Here is a 19,662-nt window from a genome sequence, read left to right on the forward strand (position 1 = left end):
TCTCGGCGGCCTGACTCAGCCGCCCAGCCCCGGCACGATATCGCCGAGGCTGAAGGTGACCGGCTGCTCGAGCTGCGCGTAGGTGCACGAGCGCGGATCGCGGTCCGGGCGCCAGCGGTTGAACTGCGCGGTGTGGCGGAACCGTGCACCCTCCATGTGGTCGTACCGCACCTCGACCACCCGTTCGGGACGCAACGGCACGAACGACAGGTCCTTGCCTGCGTTCCAGCGCGAGCCGCCGCCGTAACGGCGCACGACGTCGGGGTCGACGTGGGCACCCCAGTTCCACGGGTGGCCCTCGAACGCGGTGACCAGCGGCTGCAACTCGATGAACAGCCGGCGGCGCGTGGCCATCGGGAAGGCGCCGATGACCCCGACCGAGGCCAGGTCCCCGTCGTCGGTGTAGAGGCCGAGCAGCAGCGAGCCCACCGCGTCGTCGCCCGATTTGTGCAGCCGGTAGCCGGCGACCACACAGTCGGCGGTGCGCTGGTGCTTGATCTTGTACATCACCCGTTTGTCGGGCTGGTAGGTCAGCGTCAGCGGTTTGGCGATGACCCCGTCGAGCCCGGCGCCCTCGAACTCGTGGAACCAGCGCTGTGCGGTCGCGAGGTCGGTGGTGGCGGGGGTGAGGTGGATCGTCGGCCCGCTCTTCGCGAGCACGCGCTCGAGAGCTTCGCGTCGCTCGCTGAACGGACGGGCTGTGTAGTCATCGCCGCCGAGAGCGAGTAGATCGAAGGCGATGAACGACGCCGGCGTCTTCTCGGCCAGCATCCGCACCCGCGACGCGGCGGGATGCAGCCGCAGCTGCAGCGCCTCGAAGTCCAGACCGTCCGCGGTGGCGATGACGATCTCCCCGTCGACGACGCAGCGTTCGGGTAGCTCGGCGGCCGCCGCGGCGACGAGTTCTGGGAAATAGCGGGTCATCGGGCGTTCGTTGCGGCTGCCCAGCTCGACCTCGTCGCCGTCGCGGAAGAAGATCGACCGGAACCCGTCCCATTTCGGCTCGTAGGACAGCGCGGCGGGATCGCGGGGGAACCCGGGCACCGATTTGGCGAGCATCGGCCGCACCGGCGGCGAAACGGGAAGTTGCACCCAACCATTGTCGCCGAGGCCGTACTATACGGCCGTACAGCGAGACGAGAGGCGATACATGGCCGGCTACGACTACATCATCGCCGGTGCGGGCACGGCCGGATGCGTGCTCGCCAACCGGTTGTCACAGGACCCGAAGGTCACGGTGTTGCTGCTCGAGGCCGGCGGCGGCGACCGAAACCTGTGGTTCCACATCCCCAAGGGTTCGGGGAAGCTGTTCGAGAGCGAAAAGCACATGTGGCACTACGAGACGACGCCGTTCGGGCCCGACTCCCACGTCGAGCAGTGGATGCGCGGCAAGGCGCTGGGCGGGTCCAGTTCCATCAACGGCATGATCTACAACCGGGGCAGCCGCGCCGACTACGACGGGCTCGAACGGCTGGGCAACAAAGGTTGGGGCTGGGACGAGATCCTGCCGATCTTCAAGTCCTTCGAGGACAACGCATTCGGTGCGTCCCCGACGCGCGGCGCCGGCGGGCCGCTGCACATCTCCGTGCCGCGTGACCCCGATCCGCTGTGCGAGGAGATGATCGACGCGGCGGGCCGTACCGGTATGACGCGCGTGCAGGACATCAACGAGTCCGACGGGGAACGCATCGGCTACGCCACCTCCACGATCCGCAACGGATGGCGCGTCAGCGCGGCCACCGCGTTCCTCAAACCCGCGCTGCGCCGACCCAACCTGACCGTGCGCACCGGAGCGATCGTCCGCCGGGTGCTGTTCGACGGTGACCGGGCCGCAGGTGTCGAGGTGGTGACGGGTGAGGGCGCCGAACAGGTGCGTGCCGGCCGTGAGGTGATCGTGTCGATGGGCAGCCTGAACTCCCCGAAGCTGCTGCAGTTGTCGGGCATCGGTCCCCGCGACGTGCTGACCGCGGCTGGGGTGGAGGTGCGCCTCGAACGCGACAACGTCGGCCGGGGGTTGCGCGAACACCGCTGTGCGACATTGCGGTTGCGTCTCAAGGAAGACCTCGGATACAACAAATACCTGGCCGGCAGATTCGGGCAGGCGCTCACCGGCATGAGATTTCTGGCCAGCCGCAAGGGTCCGCTCGCCGCACCGTCCTTCGACGTCGTGGGATTCGTCAAGGCGCAGGCCGACGCCGAACGGCCCGACGGCCAGGTGATGATGGGGCCCTACACGCTCCCGCCCTACAACACGGGCGAACCGGTCGTCATCGAACGGTCGGCGGGTGTGTCGTGTCTGGGGATGGTGCTGCGGCCCACCTCCGAAGGCTGTGTCGAGATCACCTCCGCGGATCCGGTTGGGCCGCTGCGGATCAACCCGAACTATCTGGACACCGACTACGACCGTGAGACGACGGCGAAGCTGCTGCGCAGGATGCGTGCGGTCTTCGAACAGTCGCCGATCGCCGAACGGATCAGCCACGAGACCTATCCCGGTCCGCACGTGCGAAGCGACGATCAACTCGTCGACGCCGCGCTCGACGGCGGGTACTGCGGCTACCACGCCACGGCGACCTGCGCGATGGGGCCGGGTGACGACGACGTCGTCGACGATCGACTGCGGGTCAGGGGCGTCGACGGCCTGCGGGTGGTGGACTGTTCGGTGATGCCCACGATGGTGGCGGGCAATCTCAACGGTCCCATGATGGCGATGGCCTGGCGGGCAGCGGATTTCATCCTGCAAGGCCGCTGACCTCACATCACCGCGAATCCAGCGTCCACGGGCAGCGCGGTCCCGGTGATGTAGCGGGCCCCGTCGCTGACCAGGTACATCACGGCCGCGGTCACATCGCTCGGCTCGACGAACGGTACCGGCAGCAGGTTCCCCGACATCGCACTGCCTTCGGGGTTGGCCTCGAACACCCGCGCCATGTGCTCGTTGAAGATCATTGGCGTCGCAAAACCCGTCGGGTGGATCGAGTTCACCCGGATGTTGTGCGGGGCATGCGCATGGCTGCCGAGCGCATCAGGCCGACGACACCGTGTTTGGACGCCGCGTAGGCCAAGGTCGCGGCACTGCCGTCGCGGCCGCGCCCGACCAGGCCCTGCATCGAGCTGATCAGAATCATCGATCCGCCGATTCCGCCACGAATCATCGACGGTGCCGTCGCGGCGATGGTGTGCCACGCCATCCAGGTTCACGTCGACGATGTCCCGGTAGACGCGGTACCGGTGATCACCGCGACGCGAGATGCGCTGTCTGTCATCGGATCACTGCGGGCATGCTGTCCCAGCCGCGCACCGTCGAGGTCCGCGACCGGCGGGCGCCGCTCATGTCGATGTCCCACTCCGGCCAGCGTTTGAGCACCTCCTCAAGGGCCACCCGCCCCTCCAGCCGGGCCAGCGGGGCGCCGACGCAGAAATGGGCTCCGCGGCCGAAGGTGAGGTGACCGCCAGGCTTGCGGTGGATGTCGAACTGATCGGCGTTCTCGAACTGTCGTTCATCGCGGTTGGCGGAAGCGAGCATCAACAACAGCGGGCTTCCCGCGGGCACGACCACCCCGTGGAAAGTGACGTCGTCGGTGGCGACGTAGCGCGCGACATGGGGGCCCGGTGGTTCGTAACGCAGCAACTCCTCGATCGCGGTCGGGATCGATGTAGGGGTGCAGGCCAGCTCTTTGCGCTGATCCGGGTGTTCTGCCAGTACCTTGCCCATCCAGCCGAACAGGCGCCCGGTGGTCTCGACGCCCGCACCGGCGACGACCGCGAGGAACACGGTGAGCTCCTGTTTCGTCAGCTTGCGGACCGTGCCGGTCTCGTCTTCGAACTCGACGTTGAGCAGTTCGGTGATCAGGTCGTCGGACGGGTTCTTCTCCCGCCACTCGATGTACTCGCCGAACATCTCGCCGGTGAAGTAGCGGTCCTTGTCGATCGCCATCGGCTTACCGGCCTCGTTGCGCAGGACTTCGTTGGCGTGCTCGCGCACCGCCGGCTGTTCGGAGTTGGGGATGCCGGCGAGCATGCCGATCGTGCGCATGGGGAGTTCGGCACCCAGGTCCTCGACGAAGTCGAACCGGTCGCCGCCGACGAGCGGATTGAGGCACGCGACGCAGAACGCGCGAATCTTGTCCTCGATCGCCCTCATCTTCTTCGGCGTGAACGCCCTGGCGACGATCGCGCGGTGGATGGTGTGCAGTGGCGGATCTTCGTTGATGAAGATGCCGGGAGGCATCACCGGATCCGTCATGACGACCTCGAGAATGTCACCCTTGGCGGAACTGAGGCGCGTCGTATCCTTCAGCGCCGCATCCACATCGGCGTACCGGCTCACGCCCCAGAAGCCGTGCTCGTCGTTGTGGTACACGGGCGCCTCGTCGCGCAACCTGCGGTAGGTCGGATAGGGGTCGATGTCGATGTCGACGTGCCACGGGTCGTAGTACAGATCGCTCAACGTGCTCTCCTTGCCGGCTGGTTCGTGCGAGCATATAGGCTGTGCTATACATCCGTACAGCTTGTGAGGAGACCTGTTGAGTCGTGTAGCTGTGGTGACCGGCGGGGCGTCCGGGCTGGGCGAGGCGATCAGTGCCGGTCTTGCCGCCGACGGCCATCGGGTGGCGGTGCTCGACGTCAACGCCGACGCCGCGGAGAAGATCGCCGCCGAATTGCGTGGCCACGGCGCGCAGGCGCTCGCCGTGGGCGTCGACGTCTCCGACGAATCCTCGGTCGAGGAGGCGTTCGCCGACGTACGGGCCGAATTCGGGCCGGTCGAGATCCTGGTGACCAGCGCCGCGATCGGCGGCTTCACCCGTTTCGACAAGATCACCCTCGACGAGTGGAACCGCTACCTGGCGGTCAATCTGACCGGCACGTTCCTGAGCATCCGCGCCGCGCTGTCGGACATGGTGGCGGCCGGCTGGGGTCGGGTCGTCACGATCTCGTCGGCGGCCGGCCAACAGGGAGCGCCGCGGCAGGGGCACTATTCGGCGACCAAAGGCGGCGTCATCGCGATGACCAAGACCGTCGCCCGCGACTACGCCCGGCACGGCATTACCGCCAACTCCGTGCCGCCGTTCGCGATCGAGACGCCGATGCTGCGCCGGCAGCAGTCCGAGGGCAAGCTACCGCCGAACGAGTACCTCACCCAGGCGATCCCGGCCGGACACGTCGGCAAACCCGAGGATGTGGCCGCGGTGTGCGCGTTCCTGTGCACGGACGCAGCCGGCTATGTGACCGGACAGGTCATCGGTGTCAACGGAGGAGCAGTGCTGTGAATCCCCCACCCGCGGAACAACCGAACTACCACTTCGACCGGCACAGCCCGCAGTACCGCGACGAGTTCCTCGACATCACCCACGAGATGCACAGCAGGTGCCCGCTGGCGTGGACCGACACCTATGACGGTCACTGGGTCGCCGCGGGCAGCGACGCGGTGTTCGAACTGGCGCGCTGCCCGCACGTGTCCAACGACCACGACGTCAACAACGAACGGCGCGGCTACAAGGGCATCTCGATCCCGCGGATGGTGGAGGCGGAGGGCTTCCGCGGCGGCATGCTGGAGATGGACGATCCCGAACACCGCCACTACCGGACGGTGTTGAACCCCTACCTGTCGCCGGCGGCGGTGAAGCGCTGGGAACCGTTCGTCGACGAGATCGTCCGCGCCTGCCTCGACGACCGCATCGAGACCGGCCGGATCGACTTCGTCGACGACCTGGCCAACGTGGTGCCCGCGGTGCTGACCCTGGCGATGCTCGGTGTGCCGCTGCAGAAGTGGGAGATGTACAACGAGCCCGCCCATGCCTCGGTGTACACCCCGCCGGACTCACCCGACGCCGAGCGGGTACGCGAGCTGTACCTGGCCATGGGGGTGGACCTGTTCACCAACCTGGTCGAGATCAGGGAGAATCCCCGGCCCGGCATCATCGACGCATTGGTGAAGCTGCGTATCGACGGCGAGCCGGCACCCGACATCGAGCTGATCGGCATGCTGAACCTGCTCATCGGCGGGGGATTCGATACCACGACCGCGTTGACCGCACATGCGCTGGAATGGCTGTCGGAGAACCCCGCCGAACGGACCCGGCTCAGCGCCGAGCGCGACACGCTGCTCAATCCGGCCACCGAGGAATTCCTGCGGTACTTCACCCCGGCGCCGGGCGACGCCCGCACCGTCGCCGAGGACATGACCCTCGACGGCATCGAACTGCGGGAAGGTCAACGGCTCTGGTTGTCCTGGGCGATGGCCAACCGTGACCCCGCCGTGTTCGGCGAGCCGGACCAGATCATCCTGGACCGAAAGGGTAACCGGCACTTCAGCTTCGGCCTCGGCGTGCACCGGTGCATCGGATCCAATGTCGCGCGCACGGTGTTCAAGTCGATGCTCACCGCGGTCCTGGACCGGATGCCGGACTACCGGTGTCTACCGGAGGGGACCGTGCACTACGACAGCATCGGCGTGATCCAGGGCCTGCGGCACCTGCCCGCCGAGTTCACCCCGGCGGAGCGCCGTGGCGCCGGAGTGGCGGAGACCGTCGACAGGCTTCAAAAGATCTGCGAAGAGCAAGGATTGGCGCGACCCATCACCGAACTGAAGGAATCCGCGCGCATCGAGGTGACGGCGTGACCGGTGAACGTCCGGTCGCCGTCGTCACCGGAGCCAGCCGTGGCGCCGGCGCAGGGATCGCACACGCGCTGGGCGCACACGGCTGCACCGTCTACGTGACGGGCCGCACGGTGGATGCAGGCGGGACGGCGCCGGGCACCATCGGCGAGACGGCGCAGAAGGTCACCGCCGCAGGCGGGCAGGGCATCGCGGTCCGTGTCGATCACGGCGACGACGAACAGGTGAAGAACTTCTTCGATCGGGTCGCCCGCGATCACGGGCGGATCGACATCCTGGTCAACAATGCCGCCGTCATCCGCGACGAGATGATGGGCCGCACCAAGTTCTGGGAAGAACCCATCAACGTCATCGACACCCTCGATGTCGGACTGCGCAGCAGCTATGTCGCCACCGTCTTCGCTGCGCCGCTGATGGTGCCCAACGGTGAGGGGCTGGTGGTGTTCACGTCGTCGTCCGGTGCGGTGCACTACGCGTTCGGACCCGCCTACGGGGTGCCGAAGGCGGGCGCGGACAAGATGGCCGCCGACATGGCCTACGACTTCCGTGACGCCGGCATCGCGTCGGTGTCGATCTGGATGGGCTCGCTGCTGACCGACCGGGTACGCAAGATCGTCGCGAGCAACCCGGAGAAGTTCGGCCACATCCTCGACACCGCCGAGACACCGGAGCTGACCGGGCACGTGATCTGGGAGCTGCATCGCGATCCAGACGTGATGTCGCTCAGCGGGCAGACGCTGATCGGCGCCGAGCTGGCGGTGAAGTACGGGATCAAGGACGAGGACGGCCGGCAACCACCCTCCTATCGCGACCTGTTCGACGTACATCCGCCTCGACAGTGCACCCATGTGATGCGATGAGGCCGTGCGGATAGGACTGACCGGCGGGGCCTCTACTGTCGACAAGATCGTGGCGCAGGCGCAGCAGGCCGAAGCCGACGGGTTCTCCGCGCTGTGGTACGCGAGCGCGGTCGCCGGCGATCCGTTGGTGGCGATGGCGATCGCGGGTCGCGCCACCACGTCGATCGAGCTGGGCACCGCGGTGCTGCAGACCTATCCCTGTCATCCGCTTCTGCAGGCAAACAGGGTGGCGGCGGCCGCCAACGCGATGGGACGCCCCGGTCTGACACTGGGAATCGGGCCGTCCCACGAACCCATCGTCCGTGATGTGCTGGGGCTGTCCTACGACTATCCGGTGCGCAACACCCGCGAATATCTCCAGATCCTCACCGGCCTGCTCGCGGGGCGCAACGTGGACGTCGACGGCACCGACTGGACCACGCACAGCTCCGGCCGGATGGCCGCGGTTGATCACCGCGTCCCGGTTCTGCTCTCGGCACTGTCGCCCCGGATGCTGCGGGTCGCCGCGGAACTGACCGACGGCGTGGTGTTATGGCTGGCGTCGGCGACGGTGATCGCCGAACGGATCGTCCCGACGCTCGCCGGCGGCCGCGTCGTGGCGGGGTTGCCGGTCGCGGTACACGACGACGAACGCGAAGCCCGCGAGGCGATCGCCGCGACGGCCGGCGGCTACGAACGAATGGTCAACTACCAGAACATCATCCGAGCCGGAGGTGGCGCCTCGGCGGCCGACGTCGGCATCGTCGGTGACGAGGAGGCCGTAACCCGACAGCTTGAGGAACTGCTCGCTGCCGGTGCGACCGACGTGTGGGCGCAACCCGTCGCGGTGGGTGCCGACCGGGTGCAGCTGTCGGCGTCGGTGAAACGAACCCGGGCGCTACTCGGTGAGCTGGCGCGCGCGGGATAGTTCACTTGCCGCGGGGTCTGGCTCCGCGCCCGTAGGTGATGTCGGCGCGCTCGGGGTTCCACCGGTTGCGGAACACCACATCCGAGAGCGGCCGACGCCGCACCGGGCCATGGCGGCCGCGCGGCCAGCCCACCACCACGTGACCGGCCAGGAACCATTCGTCCGGGATGCCGACCGCCTCGCGCAAGGCCTTCTCCCCGCCATAGGACGCCCAGCTGGTGATGCACGCGCCGAGTCCCTGGGCCCGGGCGGCGAGATAGAAGTTCTGCAACGCGGGGTAGATCGAACCGCCCTGCAGGAATTCCGACGAGAACTCGTTCTTGTACGCGACGAACAGCACCGAGGTGAACTCGCCGGCACGGTCGTGCAACTCGTAGGTGGCCCGGTTGTTGCGTGCGGCGCGGCTGTCGTCGTCGGCAGCGGGACGTGTCATCCCGTAGATGGATTCAATTGACTCCAGGGCGATTTGGGCCGCCTGAGCCACCGCGGCCCGCTGTTGCGCACCGTCGAGGACGATGAACCGCCACAGCTGCGCGTTGGCGCCGTTGGGCGCCCACGTCGCCGCCTGTAGGCAGCGGTCCAGGGTTTCGGCGCTGACGGGTTCGTCGGTGAACCGCCGGATCGAGCGCGCGGTGGCCATCACTTCCCAGACGTCATCGGTCGGATGCGGCATGTCCACTGGTGTACTCGACTCAAGCCGGGGTGTCCAGCACCACTGATGCTGTACAGTCGTACTGCACGAGGGCAGACTGAATGGGAGTGATGCTGTGAGCGACAGGTTTTCGATGGACGGCAAGGTTGCCGTCATCACCGGCGGTGGTACCGGCATCGGGCGTGCCTCGGCATTGGTACTGGCCGAACACGGTGCCGACGTGGTGCTGGCCGGACGGCGCGCGGAGCCGCTGAAGGAGACGGCTGCCGAGGTCGAGGCGCTGGGTCGGCGCGCCCTGGTGGTGCCGACCGACGTGACCAAGCCCGAGGAGTGCCAGGCCCTGGTCGACGCCGCGCTCGCCGAGTTCGGGCATGTCGACGTGTTGCTAAACAATGCCGGCGGCGGCGAGACGAAGTCGATGATGAAGTGGACCGACGACGAATTCCACCAGGTGCTCGATCTCAACCTGTCCAGTGCGTGGTATCTGTCGCGGGCCGCGGCGAAGGCGATGATCGCGCAGGGCAAGGGCGCGATCGTCAACATCTCCTCCGGCGCCGGGCTGCTGGCCATGCCGCAGGCGCCGGTCTACGGTGCCGCCAAGGCCGGATTGCAGAATCTGACCGGTTCAATGGCCGCTGCCTGGACGCGAAAAGGCTTGCGGGTCAACTGCATCGCGTGCGGAGCGGTCCGCACCCCCGGACTGGAAGCTGACGCGAAGCGGCAGGGCTTCGACATCGACATGATCGGCCAGACCAATGGATCCGGCCGGATCGCCGAGGCCGACGAAATCGGTTACGGTGTCCTCTTCTTCGCCTCCGATGCCTCGAGTTACTGCTCGGGGCAGACGCTCTACATGCACGGTGGCCCCGGACCGGCGGGGGTCTGAGCATGGACGTCAGCCACGTCGGTGTCCGGGTGCGTGATCTGGACGCGTCGGTCAAGTTCTATGAAGCGCTGGGGTTCGCCGAGGTCAAGCGGCTGACCGTGCCCGACGGAATGGCCGAAGGCCTGCTCGGGTTGGCTCGGCCGATCGGGTTCGAGGCTGTCTACCTGCGCAACGGCGGTGTCGTGCTGCAGCTGCTGACGTTCTCCGGACACCCGGCGCCCGACGAGCCCGAGCGGGGCATGGTCGGGGCCGGCCTGACCCACCTGTCGATCGCGGTCTCGGATCTGGCCGCGGCGCAGGAGGCGGTGACCGCGGCCGGGGGTTCCGTGGTGGCCGATCCCGGCGGCGGATTCGCCTGCATGGTCCGCGATCCCGACGGTCAGCTGCTCGAGCTGGTCAACGAACGGGTGCGTCCGGTACCTGCGTCCTGAGGCGCACCGGGGCGGCCACCGGTCAACGGAGCTCGGTGGCCAACTCCGCGTACCGGTCCAAGAACTCCCACGACGACGCGACGTCGTCGCCGTTGCGCCGACCACCTCCGACCACGACCCGGTTGAACCCGAGATCCCGGTACCGGGCCAGCCGGTTCGCCGACGGGTCACCCCACGCCATCACCGTCAGGTCCAGTTCGGCCGGATTCCGGCCGGCCTCCTCGGCGCGCCGGCGGAACTCCGCCACCGCGGCAGGGAGATCCCGGTACGCCGCGTCGCCGGGCAGCCAGCCGTCGGCCCACGGTAGACACTCACCGATCGCCTTGGGCCCGGTGGCCGCGGCAAGCAGTGGCGGGCCGGGCCGCTGCGCCGGTTTGGGGTGGCACCACACCGGCTCGAAGTCGAAGAACTCGCCGTGGTGTTCGGCCTCGTCCTGGGTCCACAGCGTGTGCAGCGCGGCCACCATGTCCGTGAGTGCCTTGTAGCGGTCCGCCCATGCGATCGGGCTCGTGACCGCGAGCTCGGCGCGCACGCCGACACCGATCCCCAACACCACCCGGCCATCGCTGAACTGGTCCAGAGTCGCCACCTGCTTGGCGAACGTGAACAATTCGTGTTCCAGCGGCAGGGCGACCGCGGTGCCGAGACGCAGCGTGGACGTATTCTGCGCGGCGGCCAGCAGCGACAGCAGGGGGTCCCAGATCCGCTGCTGGGCGTGCAGCAGCGCCGCAGGCATGCTGCCTGCGGCCGACACCGGGATCTGGGGATGCTCGCCCACCCACAACGATTCGAAGCCCCGCTGTTCCAGCTCAACGGCCAGGACGCCGGGGGCAATGTCAGCAGGGGTGTTCATGCTGACGAATCCGATGTACATCGACTCTCCCTCACGCGGCGGCTTGTGCTGTACGATCGTACAGGTGAGCGGCTTGCGTTACGACCCTTATGACGTCGAGATCGATGTCGATCCGTATCCGGTGTACCGGCGGCTGCGCGAGGAAGCGCCGCTGTACTACGACGAGAAGTTCGACTTCTGGGCGCTGAGCCGTTTCGACGACGTGGAATCCGCGCTGAAGGACGTCGACAACCTCAGCAACGCCAAGGGTGACATCCTCGAGGTGGTCAAGGCCGAACCGGTCATGCCCGAGGGTGTGTTCATCAACGAGGATCCGCCGGTGCACACGGTGCACCGACTGCTGGTGGCACGGGCGTTCACGCCGCGCAAGATGAATGCTATCGAGGAGCAGATCAGGGCGTTCTGCGCAGCCTGCCTGGATCCGCTGACCGGCGGCGACCGCTTCGACTTCACCCTCGACCTGGGTTCGGAGATGCCGATGCGGGTGATCGGCATGCTGGTCGGGATGCCGGACGAGTTGCAGCGCAGCGTCCGCAAGGTCGCCGGTGCGCGGCTGCGCAACAAACCGGGCGAGCCGCTGCCGGTGAAGAAGGACAACTACTTCAACGGCAACATGTTTCGTGACTACGTCGCGTGGCGGAAGGACAATCCCTCCGACGATCTGGTGACCGAGTTGCTCAACGTCGAGTTCGACGACGTCGACGGCCGGCGCCGCAAGCTGCGCAGCGAGGAGTTGCTGGTGTTCCTCGGTGTCATCGCCAACGCGGGCACCGAGACGGTGGGCCGGTTGTTCGGCTGGCTCGGCAAGGTGCTCGCCGACCATCCGGATCAGCGCCGCGAACTCGCGGCCGACCCGTCGCTGATCCCCGGGGCCATCGAGGAAGTGCTGCGCATCGAGCCGCCGGTGCACAACATCGCACGTTATGTCGCCAACGACGTCGAGTTCCACGGGCAGACTGTGCCGGCCGGCAGTGCGCTGCTGCTGATGGCGGGCGCGGCCAACCGGGACGAGCGCAGATTCGACGATCCGGACCGATTCGACATCCGGCGCAACCCCAACCATCTGACCTTCGGTCGGGGCGCGCACTTCTGCCTCGGCACATCGCTCGCCCGGATCGAGGGCCGGGTCGCGCTGGAAGAGATCTTGAAGCGCTGGCCGGACTGGACCATCGACGAGCAGAACGCCGTCCGTGCGCCCACCGCCACCGTGCGGGGCTGGGATTCGATGCCGGCGATCGTCGGTTAGCGCGGGCGCACCGGCACGTTGAGACGGCTGTCCGGGCCCGGTACCACGCCGAACTTCATGGGCCACGGCGGTTTTCCGTGCTGCGCCACCCAGCAGGTGCCGGTGGTGTCCTGCGGGGCGGCCAGTGCCGTCAGCACGGCGTCGGCGATCGCCTCGGGTTCCATGACGGGCACACCGATGCGTTCGACTAGGGAGCGTCGGTCGCCCAGGACGCCGGTCTCGGTGATGCCGGGGCAGATGGTGTGCACCACAATGCATTCGGCGGCCAGGCTGGGGGCGACCGACCGCATGAACCCGACCACGCCGTGCTTGCCCAGCGCATAGACGGGATCGGGATACCAGGGCATCAATCCGGCCAGCGATGCCGTCGCCAGGATGGCGCGATCGGCGGAACCTCCCAGCGATCGCATGGTCCGCACCGCCGCGCGGGCGCCGAACACCACACCGTCGAGGTTGACGCCTACCGACCGGCGGTACTGGGCCAGGTCGAGTGAGCCGATGTCACCGGACCAGTCGATGGTGATGCCGGCGTTGAGGAACGCGAGATCCAGCCCGCCGAGTCGATCGGCACACGCCGCGAACGCCGCATCCACCTGATCGGGATCGGTGACGTCACAGGCCAATCCGGCACCTCCGAGCGGCTCGGCGACCGCCTCGGCCGCCGAACCGTCGATGTCGACCACGCACACCCGCATGCCCACGGCGGCCAACCGGACGGCGGTCGCGCGCCCGATCCCCGACGCGCCGCCGGTCACCAGCGCGACGCGTCCCGTGAGCTTCACGCCGTCACCACCGGTCGACAGGATCGTCCAGTTTCAGCGGGCGGAGATAGGAGGCGTCGGTCTTGTCCCACGCGCCCTTGATGAATCCCTTGACCGCGCCTTTTCCGAGGATCGACGAGTCGCCGCTGATCATCCACTCGATGGTGCATCGGCGCAGTGCGATCTTCCAGACGCCGTCGCGACGTTCCAGGCGGTCGATGTAGCGGCCACCCATCAGTGACACGATCTTGCCGCCCTTGACCCGCATCGCACCCATCACGTAGCTCTCGGCGTGGGCGACGTCGCCGTCGATCTCGCAGGTGTGGGTGGTGACGTTGTGGAGATGGTCCTCGAAGACGGCGGTGTGGGCGGCATTGGCCCAGTCGCCGTACTCGGGGCCGGTCTTGACGGTCGGTCCGTGCTCGTCGATGCCGTCTTCGAAATACACGCTGCCCATGAGTTCGGCGTCGTGGCGGTCGTGCCCGCGGGCCTGGTTCATCACGCAGTCGAGGACTGCGGTGCGGTCCTCGAGGTACTGCACGCGCTTGCGAAGCTGTTCTAGTTCATCGGAATCGGGCACAGATCTGTCCTTCCACAACGATTGCCTTGTACGAGTGTATAGCATGAACTGATGGACAAACGCATGATCTTCACCCTGCTGGTGATGGACTCGATCGGGCACAACTTCCACGGCAGCTGGCGCCACCCGGACGCGCGGAATCGCGAGTACAAGGAGTTCGACCTGTGGGTCGACCTGGCCAAGAAGGCCGAGCGGGCCAAGGTCGACGCATTCTTCTTCACCGACGTGATGGGTGTGCAGGGCGAATACAACGGCTCGCGCGACATCGTGTTCGAAATGGCGATGAACGTTCCGATCGCCGACTGCACCATGTTGATCCCGGCACTGGCCCAACAGACCGACGACATCGGCTTCCTGTACACCAGTTCGGTCATCTCGCACCACCCGTTCGTGTTCGCCCGGGCGGCATCGAGTCTCGATCAGCTGTCGAACGGCCGGATCGGGTGGAACATCGTGACCTCGGCCAACGAGAAGGCCTTTCGTAACCTCGGCCTGCCGGGCAATCTCTCGCACGACGAGCGCTACGCCTGGGCGCAGGAATACGTCGACGTCACCTACAAGCTGTGGGAGGGCTCGTGGGACGACGACGCGATCGTCAACGATCCCGGGAAGGGTGTGTACGCCGACCCGTCGAAGGTTCACGACATCAACCACAAGGGTGAGCGGTACAGCGTCGAGGGTTTCAACCTGATGGAGCCCTCACCGCAGCGCACCCCGGTGCTCGCCCAGGCCGGCGGCTCACCGGCGGGCCTCGACTTCGCGAGCAAACACGCCGAATTGATGTTCCTGTCGGCGTTCTCGCTGGAGACCATCGCCCAGCAGGTCGGTGCGGTCCGAGAGTTGGCTCGGGCCAAGGGCCGTCAGGACGGCGACATCCTGTTCCTGCAGGGCATGATGTTCGTGATCGGATCGACCGACGAAGAGGCCTACCGCAAGTGGGGTGAACTCGAGGAGTGGCGCAGCCCGGAGGCGCAGACGGCGTACTTCTCCAGCCTCAGCGGGATGGACCTGGGCCGATACGACTCGGCGACCCCGCTGGAGGACATCCTCGACGAGATCCCCGGAATCCAGGGAGCTTTCCTGGCGGTGATCAACGCGTGGCCCGAAGGTTCCAAACCGACCATCAAGGACTTCTTGACCTCGCTGTCGTTGCCGCAGATGGTGGTCGGATCGCCGGAGACCATTGCGGGCCGGCTTCGTGAGTATCAGGGTGCCGGTGTGGACGGTGTGCAGGTGATGAACGCGCTGATGCCCAACAGCTATGAGGAGTTCTTCGAGCATCTGGTGCCGGTGTTACAGGACCAGTGCATCATGCAGAAGGAGTATCAGCCGGGAACGTTGCGGGAGAAGCTGTTCGGGCACACAGCTGACATCTCGGAGCGGCACCCGGCGCACGGGTACCGGGGGATGTTCTGCTAGATCAGCGGGAACGCTTGCGCGCGGACGGTTTCCGCTTGGGTCCCGAGGTCGGCTCGATCGAAGCGAGGTAGCCCTCGAAGGCGTCGACCAGCTCCGCGTGTGCCGTCTCGACCCCCACGCCCTTCTCCAGGTTCAGGAACTTCGGCAGACTCGAGATCAACAGCTGCAGGGCGGGCAGCGACAGATCGCCCCAGGGCCTGGCGTCCTCGCCGAACCTGGCCACCAGTGCGTCCAACTGCAGCGTGCGCACACTCTCGGTGACCGCCGCGATCTCGGTGCGGATCGACTTGCGATGGTTGCCCAGCGCCATGAACTCCGTCATCAACGTTCCGGTGGCCTCGTCCCAGCTGTACTCCCAGAGCGCCCGCAGCGGATCCTCGACCCGTTTCTGCATCACCTTGTCCAGATACGCCAGGTTGCGTTCGGAGTACCTGCGGATCGCGGCGATGAAGACGTCATCGAGGGTGGGAAAGTAGTACTGCACCAGGCTCGGCGTCACACCGGCCCGTGCGGCCAGTGCCCGGTAGGTGACGCTGGCGTAGCCGTCTTCGAGCATCATCTTCTCCACACAGTCGAGCAGCGTGTCCCTGGTCTTGGACGTTTCGGCGCCGACGCGCCGCGACGATGTCGCCATGCCCGTATTTTGTCATCGAATAGCCCTGTACCGGTGTACAGGCGGGTTGTCTGTCGGCATCCGGGCGTAAGAATGGACATCGTGGACCTGCCCGTGACGCCGCCGCTGGAACCGATGCTCGCCAAGGCCCAGACCACGGTGCCGGCCGATCCGGGCGTGTGGTCCTACGAGCCGAAGTGGGACGGCTTCCGCGCGCTGGTGTTCCGCGACGGCCCCGACGTCGTGCTCCTGTCCCGCAGCGGCAAGGATCTCGGCCGGTATTTCCCGGAGGTCCTGGACTCGGTGCGCGACGAACTCGCGCCCCGCTGTGTGCTCGACGGTGAGATCGTCGTCCCGCGCGAGATCAACGGGCGCACCCGGCTGGACTGGGAGTCGCTGAGCCAGCGCATCCACCCTGCGGCCTCACGCGTCAAGATGCTGTCCGAACAGACGCCCGCGCATTTCATCGGGTTCGACGCGTTGGCCGTCGGGGACAGCTCGCTGTTGAAGGAGCCGTTCCGGAATCGGCGCCACGCTCTCATCGACGCCGTCGACGAGAAACAGTGGTGCCACGTCACCCGGACCACCGAGGATCCGGGGCTCGGCGGGCGGTGGCTCGAAGAGTTCGAGGGCGCCGGACTCGACGGCGTGATCGCCAAACGCCTCGACGGGGCCTACCTGCCCGGCAAGCGGGAGATGGTCAAGGTCAAACACGCCCGCGACGCCGATTGCGTGGCCATCGGCTACCGCATCCACAAGAGCGGAGAGGGCATCGGCTCGCTGCTGCTCGGCCTGTACACCGACGAGGGTGAGCTCCAGATGGTCGGGGGCGCCGCCTCTTTCACCGCCAAGGACCGGCTCAAGCTGCTCGCCGAACTCGAACCGCTGCGCGAGGGCGACGAGGTGCGCGAGGGTGATCCGAGCAGGTGGAACTCGGCGGCGGACAAACGCTGGATACCGATCCGGCCGGAGCGGGTCGCGGAGGTCGCCTACGACCAGATGGAGGGAAACTCGGTGCAGGGACGACGGTTCCGCCACGCGGTGAAGTTCCGGCGGTGGCGGCCGGACCGGGATCCGACGAGTTGTACTTTCGACCAACTGGAGGTCCCGCTCACCTTCGACCTGTACGACGTGCTGGAGAAGGCCTGATGGCCACGCCCGCAGAAGAGATCGACGTCGACGGCGTCAGGGTTCGGCTGACGAATCCGGACAAGGTGTACTTCCCGAAGCTCGGCTCGGCCGGCACCAAACGGAAGTTGGTGGAGTACTACCTGTCGGTCGGCGATCGGATGGTGTCGCTGCTGCGCGACCGGCCGGTCCACCTGCAGCGGTTCCCCGACGGCATCGACGGGGAGGAGATCTACCAGAAGCGGGTGCCGCAGAAGCACCCCGACTATCTGCAGACCTGTCAGGTGACGTTCCCGTCCGGCCGTACCGCCGACGCGCTCAAGATCACCCACCCGTCGGCGATCGCGTGGGCGGCTCAGATGGGCACGATCACGCTGCACCCGTGGCAGGTGCGCTGTCCCGACGTCGAACACCCCGACGAACTGCGCATCGACCTCGACCCCCAGCCGGGCACCGGTTTCCGGGAGGCGAGCGTGATCGCGGTCGACGTTCTCAAACCGCTGCTGGACGAACTCGGGCTGGTCGGCTATCCGAAGACCTCGGGTGGTCGCGGATTCCATGTGTTCCTGCGGATCAAGACCGACTGGGACTTCATTGCGGTGCGCCGTGCCGGGATCGCGCTGGCTCGGGAGGTCGAGCGGCGTGCGCCCGACGCCGTCACCACCTCGTGGTGGAAGGAGGAGCGCGGACAGCGGCTGTTCATCGACTACAACCAGAACGCCCGCGACCGCACCTTCGCCTCGGCCTATTCGGCGCGCAAGACGCCGATCGCGACCGTGTCGACACCGCTGACCTGGGCCGAACTGGCCGATGCGGATCCCGACGACTACACGATCACGACGGTGCCCGACCTCGTCGCCGGCCGGCCCGATCCCTGGGCGGCCATCGAGGAGGACGCCCAGTCGATCGACAAGCTGCTGGAGATGGTCGCGGCCGACGAGGAGCGCGGCCTCGGCGACCTGCCGTACCCGCCGAACTACCCCAAGATGCCGGGTGAGCCGCCCCGGGTGCAGCCGAGCAAGAAGGTCGCCGCCCACTGGGACGACGAGGGCAACCGGAAGTAGAGCGGCCCGCCACCATGGAGGTGGCGGGCCGACCCGTACCGCTCAGTGCTACGCGCGCGGCGGCGTCCCGTAACCGGGAGTGCCCGGTGCCGGAGTGGTGGCGACGTGGCGGTCCTTCTTCGGCTTGAGGCCGAGCAGGCCCAGCAGACCCAGCAGGCCCGCGAGACCCCACAGACCGGTGTTGTCGCCGTCCTCCTGCTCGTCGGCCTGCGCCACGACGCTGGTCGTCGGGCCCTGGACGGGGGCGTACTCGGCCGTGGCGTTGGCCACGCCGGCCCCGCCGAACAACAGCGCACCGGTGGCGGCGGCGACAGCAACGATTTCACGCATGGATACTCCAGACTTCGTGGCCCGTTCCGGGCCTGTGGACGATCGGGACCATGGGCTTCAGTCCACGCACGGCAGGGAGCGACTCATGCTCCCCCCGGTCGCAAGCGATCAATACCCCAGCGGAATGTCACCAAACGTTAATCCTCGAATCAGGGTCGCCGCGTAGAATGCCGAGCTGCTTCACCTGGGCGTCGAATGCTCACCGAGCGGGCACCACACCGCGCGCTTGCGGCAGCGGCAGATCGGTGTAGGTCGCGATGCCCGGTTCGGCGGCCACCACCGCCGGGATCGCGTGGATCGGTGGCATCGCCGTCATGATGTGGCCGAGCACGAAGAAGTCCTCGATCGTCTTGGCGTTCTCGATCATGTCCTGCGGCGGCAGGAAACCGACCTGCATGTTGACCGTGGGTCGGCCCTCGATCGTGATCTTCCAGCCGTCGCCGTCGAGCTGCCAGTCGGGTTCGAGCGTCGTGCCCTTCTTCCACCGCACGTTGATGTCGATGACGGTCCTGCCGCCGACGATGCCCTGCCAGCTGGCGTAGACCCCCGCGACGTGACCGGCCGGGATGGTCCACGAGGCCATCACCAGATCCTCTGTGGTCTGGGCGTATTCGGGCACGCATCTGATCTCGTCGAGCTCGACGCCGAGGGAATCGGCGACCAGCTGCACCGCCTCGGCGAACACCGCGGTGCCGTTCGCGGCCATCGGTTCGAGGTTCGGATCGTCGATAGCGGTGCCGAAGCCCGTCGGACGTTCGGTGTCGGGCGAGTCGTAGAGCGTGGTGTCGGCGGACTCGGCGATGGTGATCTTGTCGACGCGGTCGCAGGCCGTCGCCGCCACGATCGCGAGTAGTTCGGCGAACCCCGGGCTGACCCCGGAGCCGAACAGCGTGGCACCTCCGCGCCGGCACGCCTCGACCAGTCGGTCACGGTCCGCGCCGAGGTTGCGGCCGGTGATGAACGACGCGCTCGCCACCACGTTCACCCCGGCTTCGAGGATGCGCACCAGTTCGTCGACGTCGATCCACATCGGGTTGTACACCACGACATCGGGTTTCAGCGCGAGCAGGGCGTCGACATCGCCGGTCGCGGTGACCCCGAGCGGGTCGATGCCCGCCAGTTCGCCGACGTCGCGGCCCGCCTTGTCCGGCGACCAGGCGTAACAGCCGACCAGTTCGAGGTTCGGGTTGGCGGCGATCGCCGCCACGGAGCTCTTTCCGACATTGCCGGTCGTCCACTGGACGACCCGATACGAAGTGTTGGGCACTCGCTCAGGTTAGGACGGTGTCCGTGGCTTTTTTCCCGTTCGGCGA

The 19,662-nt window shown here is 67.2% G+C and carries 20 protein-coding genes and 1 pseudogene; 11 read left to right on the plus strand and 10 right to left on the minus strand.

The genetic code is table 11. The features are described 5' to 3' along the window. Positions 1-15 precede the first annotated feature (15 nt). Complete coding sequence (locus tag AU195_RS08035; RefSeq protein ID WP_059158530.1) at positions 16-1,092, minus strand: ATP-dependent DNA ligase; 1,077 nt, start codon at positions 1,090-1,092, stop codon at positions 16-18. Positions 1,093-1,150: 58 nt separating this feature from the next. Between AU195_RS08035 and AU195_RS08040 the strand changes: the two genes are divergently transcribed. Further along, positions 1,151-2,752: a GMC family oxidoreductase gene (locus AU195_RS08040; protein ID WP_059158531.1), complete on the plus strand. Its 1,602-nt coding sequence runs from the start codon at positions 1,151-1,153 to the stop codon at positions 2,750-2,752. A 2-nt stretch (positions 2,753-2,754) separates the two neighbouring features. Here AU195_RS08040 and AU195_RS08045 read toward each other — a convergent pair. Beyond that, positions 2,755-3,225, minus strand: a pseudogene (locus tag AU195_RS08045) (SDR family oxidoreductase); the annotation flags it as partial. A 37-nt stretch (positions 3,226-3,262) separates the two neighbouring features. Then, positions 3,263-4,450, minus strand: coding sequence for a cytochrome P450 (locus AU195_RS08050; protein ID WP_059158532.1), 1,188 nt, complete (start codon positions 4,448-4,450; stop codon positions 3,263-3,265). 76 nt (positions 4,451-4,526) lie between these two features. On the opposite strand from AU195_RS08050, the gene AU195_RS08055 reads away from it, so the two are divergent. From AU195_RS08055 to AU195_RS08070, 4 genes are read left to right on the plus strand one after another with little or no spacing between them, the layout of a single operon-like run. After that, the gene (locus tag AU195_RS08055) at positions 4,527-5,270 is read left to right on the plus strand and encodes an SDR family NAD(P)-dependent oxidoreductase (RefSeq protein WP_059158533.1); all 744 of its coding nucleotides are present in this window, start codon (positions 4,527-4,529) and stop codon (positions 5,268-5,270) included. After that, a complete protein-coding gene (locus AU195_RS08060; protein ID WP_059158534.1) occupies positions 5,267-6,622 on the plus strand; it encodes a cytochrome P450 in 1,356 nt (451 codons plus the stop codon). The genes AU195_RS08055 and AU195_RS08060 overlap by 4 nt, the downstream gene beginning before the upstream one ends. Then, on the plus strand, positions 6,619-7,479 hold the full coding sequence (locus AU195_RS08065; protein ID WP_059158535.1) for an SDR family NAD(P)-dependent oxidoreductase: 861 nt from the start codon (positions 6,619-6,621) through the stop codon (positions 7,477-7,479). The genes AU195_RS08060 and AU195_RS08065 overlap by 4 nt, the downstream gene beginning before the upstream one ends. A gap of 4 nt (positions 7,480-7,483) precedes the next feature. After that, the gene (locus AU195_RS08070; RefSeq protein ID WP_059158536.1) at positions 7,484-8,386 is read left to right on the plus strand and encodes a TIGR03564 family F420-dependent LLM class oxidoreductase; all 903 of its coding nucleotides are present in this window, start codon (positions 7,484-7,486) and stop codon (positions 8,384-8,386) included. A gap of 1 nt (position 8,387) precedes the next feature. Here the strand turns inward: AU195_RS08070 and AU195_RS08075 are convergent, their stop codons facing one another. Beyond that, on the minus strand, positions 8,388-9,059 hold the full coding sequence (locus AU195_RS08075) for a nitroreductase family protein (protein ID WP_059158776.1): 672 nt from the start codon (positions 9,057-9,059) through the stop codon (positions 8,388-8,390). A 94-nt stretch (positions 9,060-9,153) separates the two neighbouring features. Here AU195_RS08075 and AU195_RS08080 point away from each other — a divergent pair, with 94 nt between their 5' ends. Both AU195_RS08080 and AU195_RS08085 read left to right on the plus strand, forming a co-directional pair. Further along, positions 9,154-9,924, plus strand: coding sequence for an SDR family NAD(P)-dependent oxidoreductase (locus AU195_RS08080; RefSeq protein WP_059158537.1), 771 nt, complete (start codon positions 9,154-9,156; stop codon positions 9,922-9,924). A gap of 2 nt (positions 9,925-9,926) precedes the next feature. Continuing rightward, positions 9,927-10,355, plus strand: coding sequence for a VOC family protein (locus AU195_RS08085; RefSeq protein ID WP_059158538.1), 429 nt, complete (start codon positions 9,927-9,929; stop codon positions 10,353-10,355). A 22-nt stretch (positions 10,356-10,377) separates the two neighbouring features. On the opposite strand, the gene AU195_RS08090 is transcribed toward AU195_RS08085, so the two are convergent. Further along, positions 10,378-11,229, minus strand: a complete 852-nt coding sequence (locus tag AU195_RS08090; protein ID WP_059158539.1) for a TIGR03619 family F420-dependent LLM class oxidoreductase — start codon at positions 11,227-11,229, stop codon at positions 10,378-10,380. Between the two features lie 43 nt (positions 11,230-11,272). On the opposite strand from AU195_RS08090, the gene AU195_RS08095 reads away from it, so the two are divergent. Further along, a complete protein-coding gene (locus AU195_RS08095; protein ID WP_059158540.1) occupies positions 11,273-12,454 on the plus strand; it encodes a cytochrome P450 in 1,182 nt (393 codons plus the stop codon). On the opposite strand, the gene AU195_RS08100 is transcribed toward AU195_RS08095, so the two are convergent. Together AU195_RS08100 and AU195_RS08105 are read right to left on the minus strand one after the other, a co-directional pair. After that, positions 12,451-13,236, minus strand: coding sequence for an SDR family oxidoreductase (locus AU195_RS08100; RefSeq protein ID WP_059158541.1), 786 nt, complete (start codon positions 13,234-13,236; stop codon positions 12,451-12,453). The genes AU195_RS08095 and AU195_RS08100 overlap by 4 nt on opposite strands. 4 nt (positions 13,237-13,240) lie before the next feature. Next, complete coding sequence (locus AU195_RS08105) at positions 13,241-13,795, minus strand: nuclear transport factor 2 family protein (RefSeq protein ID WP_059158542.1); 555 nt, start codon at positions 13,793-13,795, stop codon at positions 13,241-13,243. Positions 13,796-13,846: 51 nt separating this feature from the next. Here AU195_RS08105 and AU195_RS08110 point away from each other — a divergent pair, with 51 nt between their 5' ends. Beyond that, entirely contained in the window at positions 13,847-15,214 is a 1,368-nt protein-coding gene (locus AU195_RS08110; protein ID WP_059158543.1) for an LLM class flavin-dependent oxidoreductase, read from the plus strand. 1 nt (position 15,215) lies between these two features. Here the strand turns inward: AU195_RS08110 and AU195_RS08115 are convergent, their stop codons facing one another. Beyond that, entirely contained in the window at positions 15,216-15,848 is a 633-nt protein-coding gene (locus AU195_RS08115; protein ID WP_059158544.1) for a TetR/AcrR family transcriptional regulator, read from the minus strand. Positions 15,849-15,920: 72 nt separating this feature from the next. Here AU195_RS08115 and AU195_RS08120 point away from each other — a divergent pair, with 72 nt between their 5' ends. Then, a complete protein-coding gene (locus AU195_RS08120; RefSeq protein ID WP_059158545.1) occupies positions 15,921-16,976 on the plus strand; it encodes an ATP-dependent DNA ligase in 1,056 nt (351 codons plus the stop codon). Then, positions 16,976-18,019: a non-homologous end-joining DNA ligase gene (ligD, locus tag AU195_RS08125; protein WP_059158546.1), complete on the plus strand. Its 1,044-nt coding sequence runs from the start codon at positions 16,976-16,978 to the stop codon at positions 18,017-18,019. The genes AU195_RS08120 and ligD overlap by 1 nt, the downstream gene beginning before the upstream one ends. 48 nt (positions 18,020-18,067) lie before the next feature. Here the strand turns inward: ligD and AU195_RS08130 are convergent, their stop codons facing one another. Together AU195_RS08130 and AU195_RS08135 are read right to left on the minus strand one after the other, a co-directional pair. Next, positions 18,068-18,349 carry a WGxxGxxG family protein gene (locus tag AU195_RS08130; RefSeq protein WP_059158547.1) on the minus strand — a complete coding sequence of 94 codons (282 nt, stop codon included), beginning with the start codon at positions 18,347-18,349 and terminating at the stop codon, positions 18,068-18,070. A 199-nt stretch (positions 18,350-18,548) separates the two neighbouring features. Continuing rightward, positions 18,549-19,616 carry an NAD(P)H-dependent amine dehydrogenase family protein gene (locus tag AU195_RS08135; protein WP_059158548.1) on the minus strand — a complete coding sequence of 356 codons (1,068 nt, stop codon included), beginning with the start codon at positions 19,614-19,616 and terminating at the stop codon, positions 18,549-18,551. Between the last annotated feature and the right edge of the window lie 46 nt (positions 19,617-19,662).

The sequence above is a fragment of the Mycobacterium sp. IS-1496 genome (assembly GCF_001499995.1).
Lineage (GTDB): Bacteria > Actinomycetota > Actinomycetes > Mycobacteriales > Mycobacteriaceae > Mycobacterium.

Coding starts and splice junctions, on each gene's coding strand:
- AU195_RS08120 (WP_059158545.1), top strand. CDS start 15,921: ATGGACATCGTGGACCTGCCCGTGACGCCGCCGCTGGAACCGATGCTC.
- AU195_RS08075 (WP_059158776.1), bottom strand. CDS start 9,059: ATGCCGCATCCGACCGATGACGTCTGGGAAGTGATGGCCACCGCGCGC.
- AU195_RS08040 (WP_059158531.1), top strand. CDS start 1,151: ATGGCCGGCTACGACTACATCATCGCCGGTGCGGGCACGGCCGGATGC.
- AU195_RS08115 (WP_059158544.1), bottom strand. CDS start 15,848: ATGGCGACATCGTCGCGGCGCGTCGGCGCCGAAACGTCCAAGACCAGG.
- AU195_RS08090 (WP_059158539.1), bottom strand. CDS start 11,229: ATGTACATCGGATTCGTCAGCATGAACACCCCTGCTGACATTGCCCCC.
- AU195_RS08085 (WP_059158538.1), top strand. CDS start 9,927: ATGGACGTCAGCCACGTCGGTGTCCGGGTGCGTGATCTGGACGCGTCG.
- AU195_RS08110 (WP_059158543.1), top strand. CDS start 13,847: ATGGACAAACGCATGATCTTCACCCTGCTGGTGATGGACTCGATCGGG.
- AU195_RS08130 (WP_059158547.1), bottom strand. CDS start 18,349: ATGCGTGAAATCGTTGCTGTCGCCGCCGCCACCGGTGCGCTGTTGTTC.
- ligD (WP_059158546.1), top strand. CDS start 16,976: ATGGCCACGCCCGCAGAAGAGATCGACGTCGACGGCGTCAGGGTTCGG.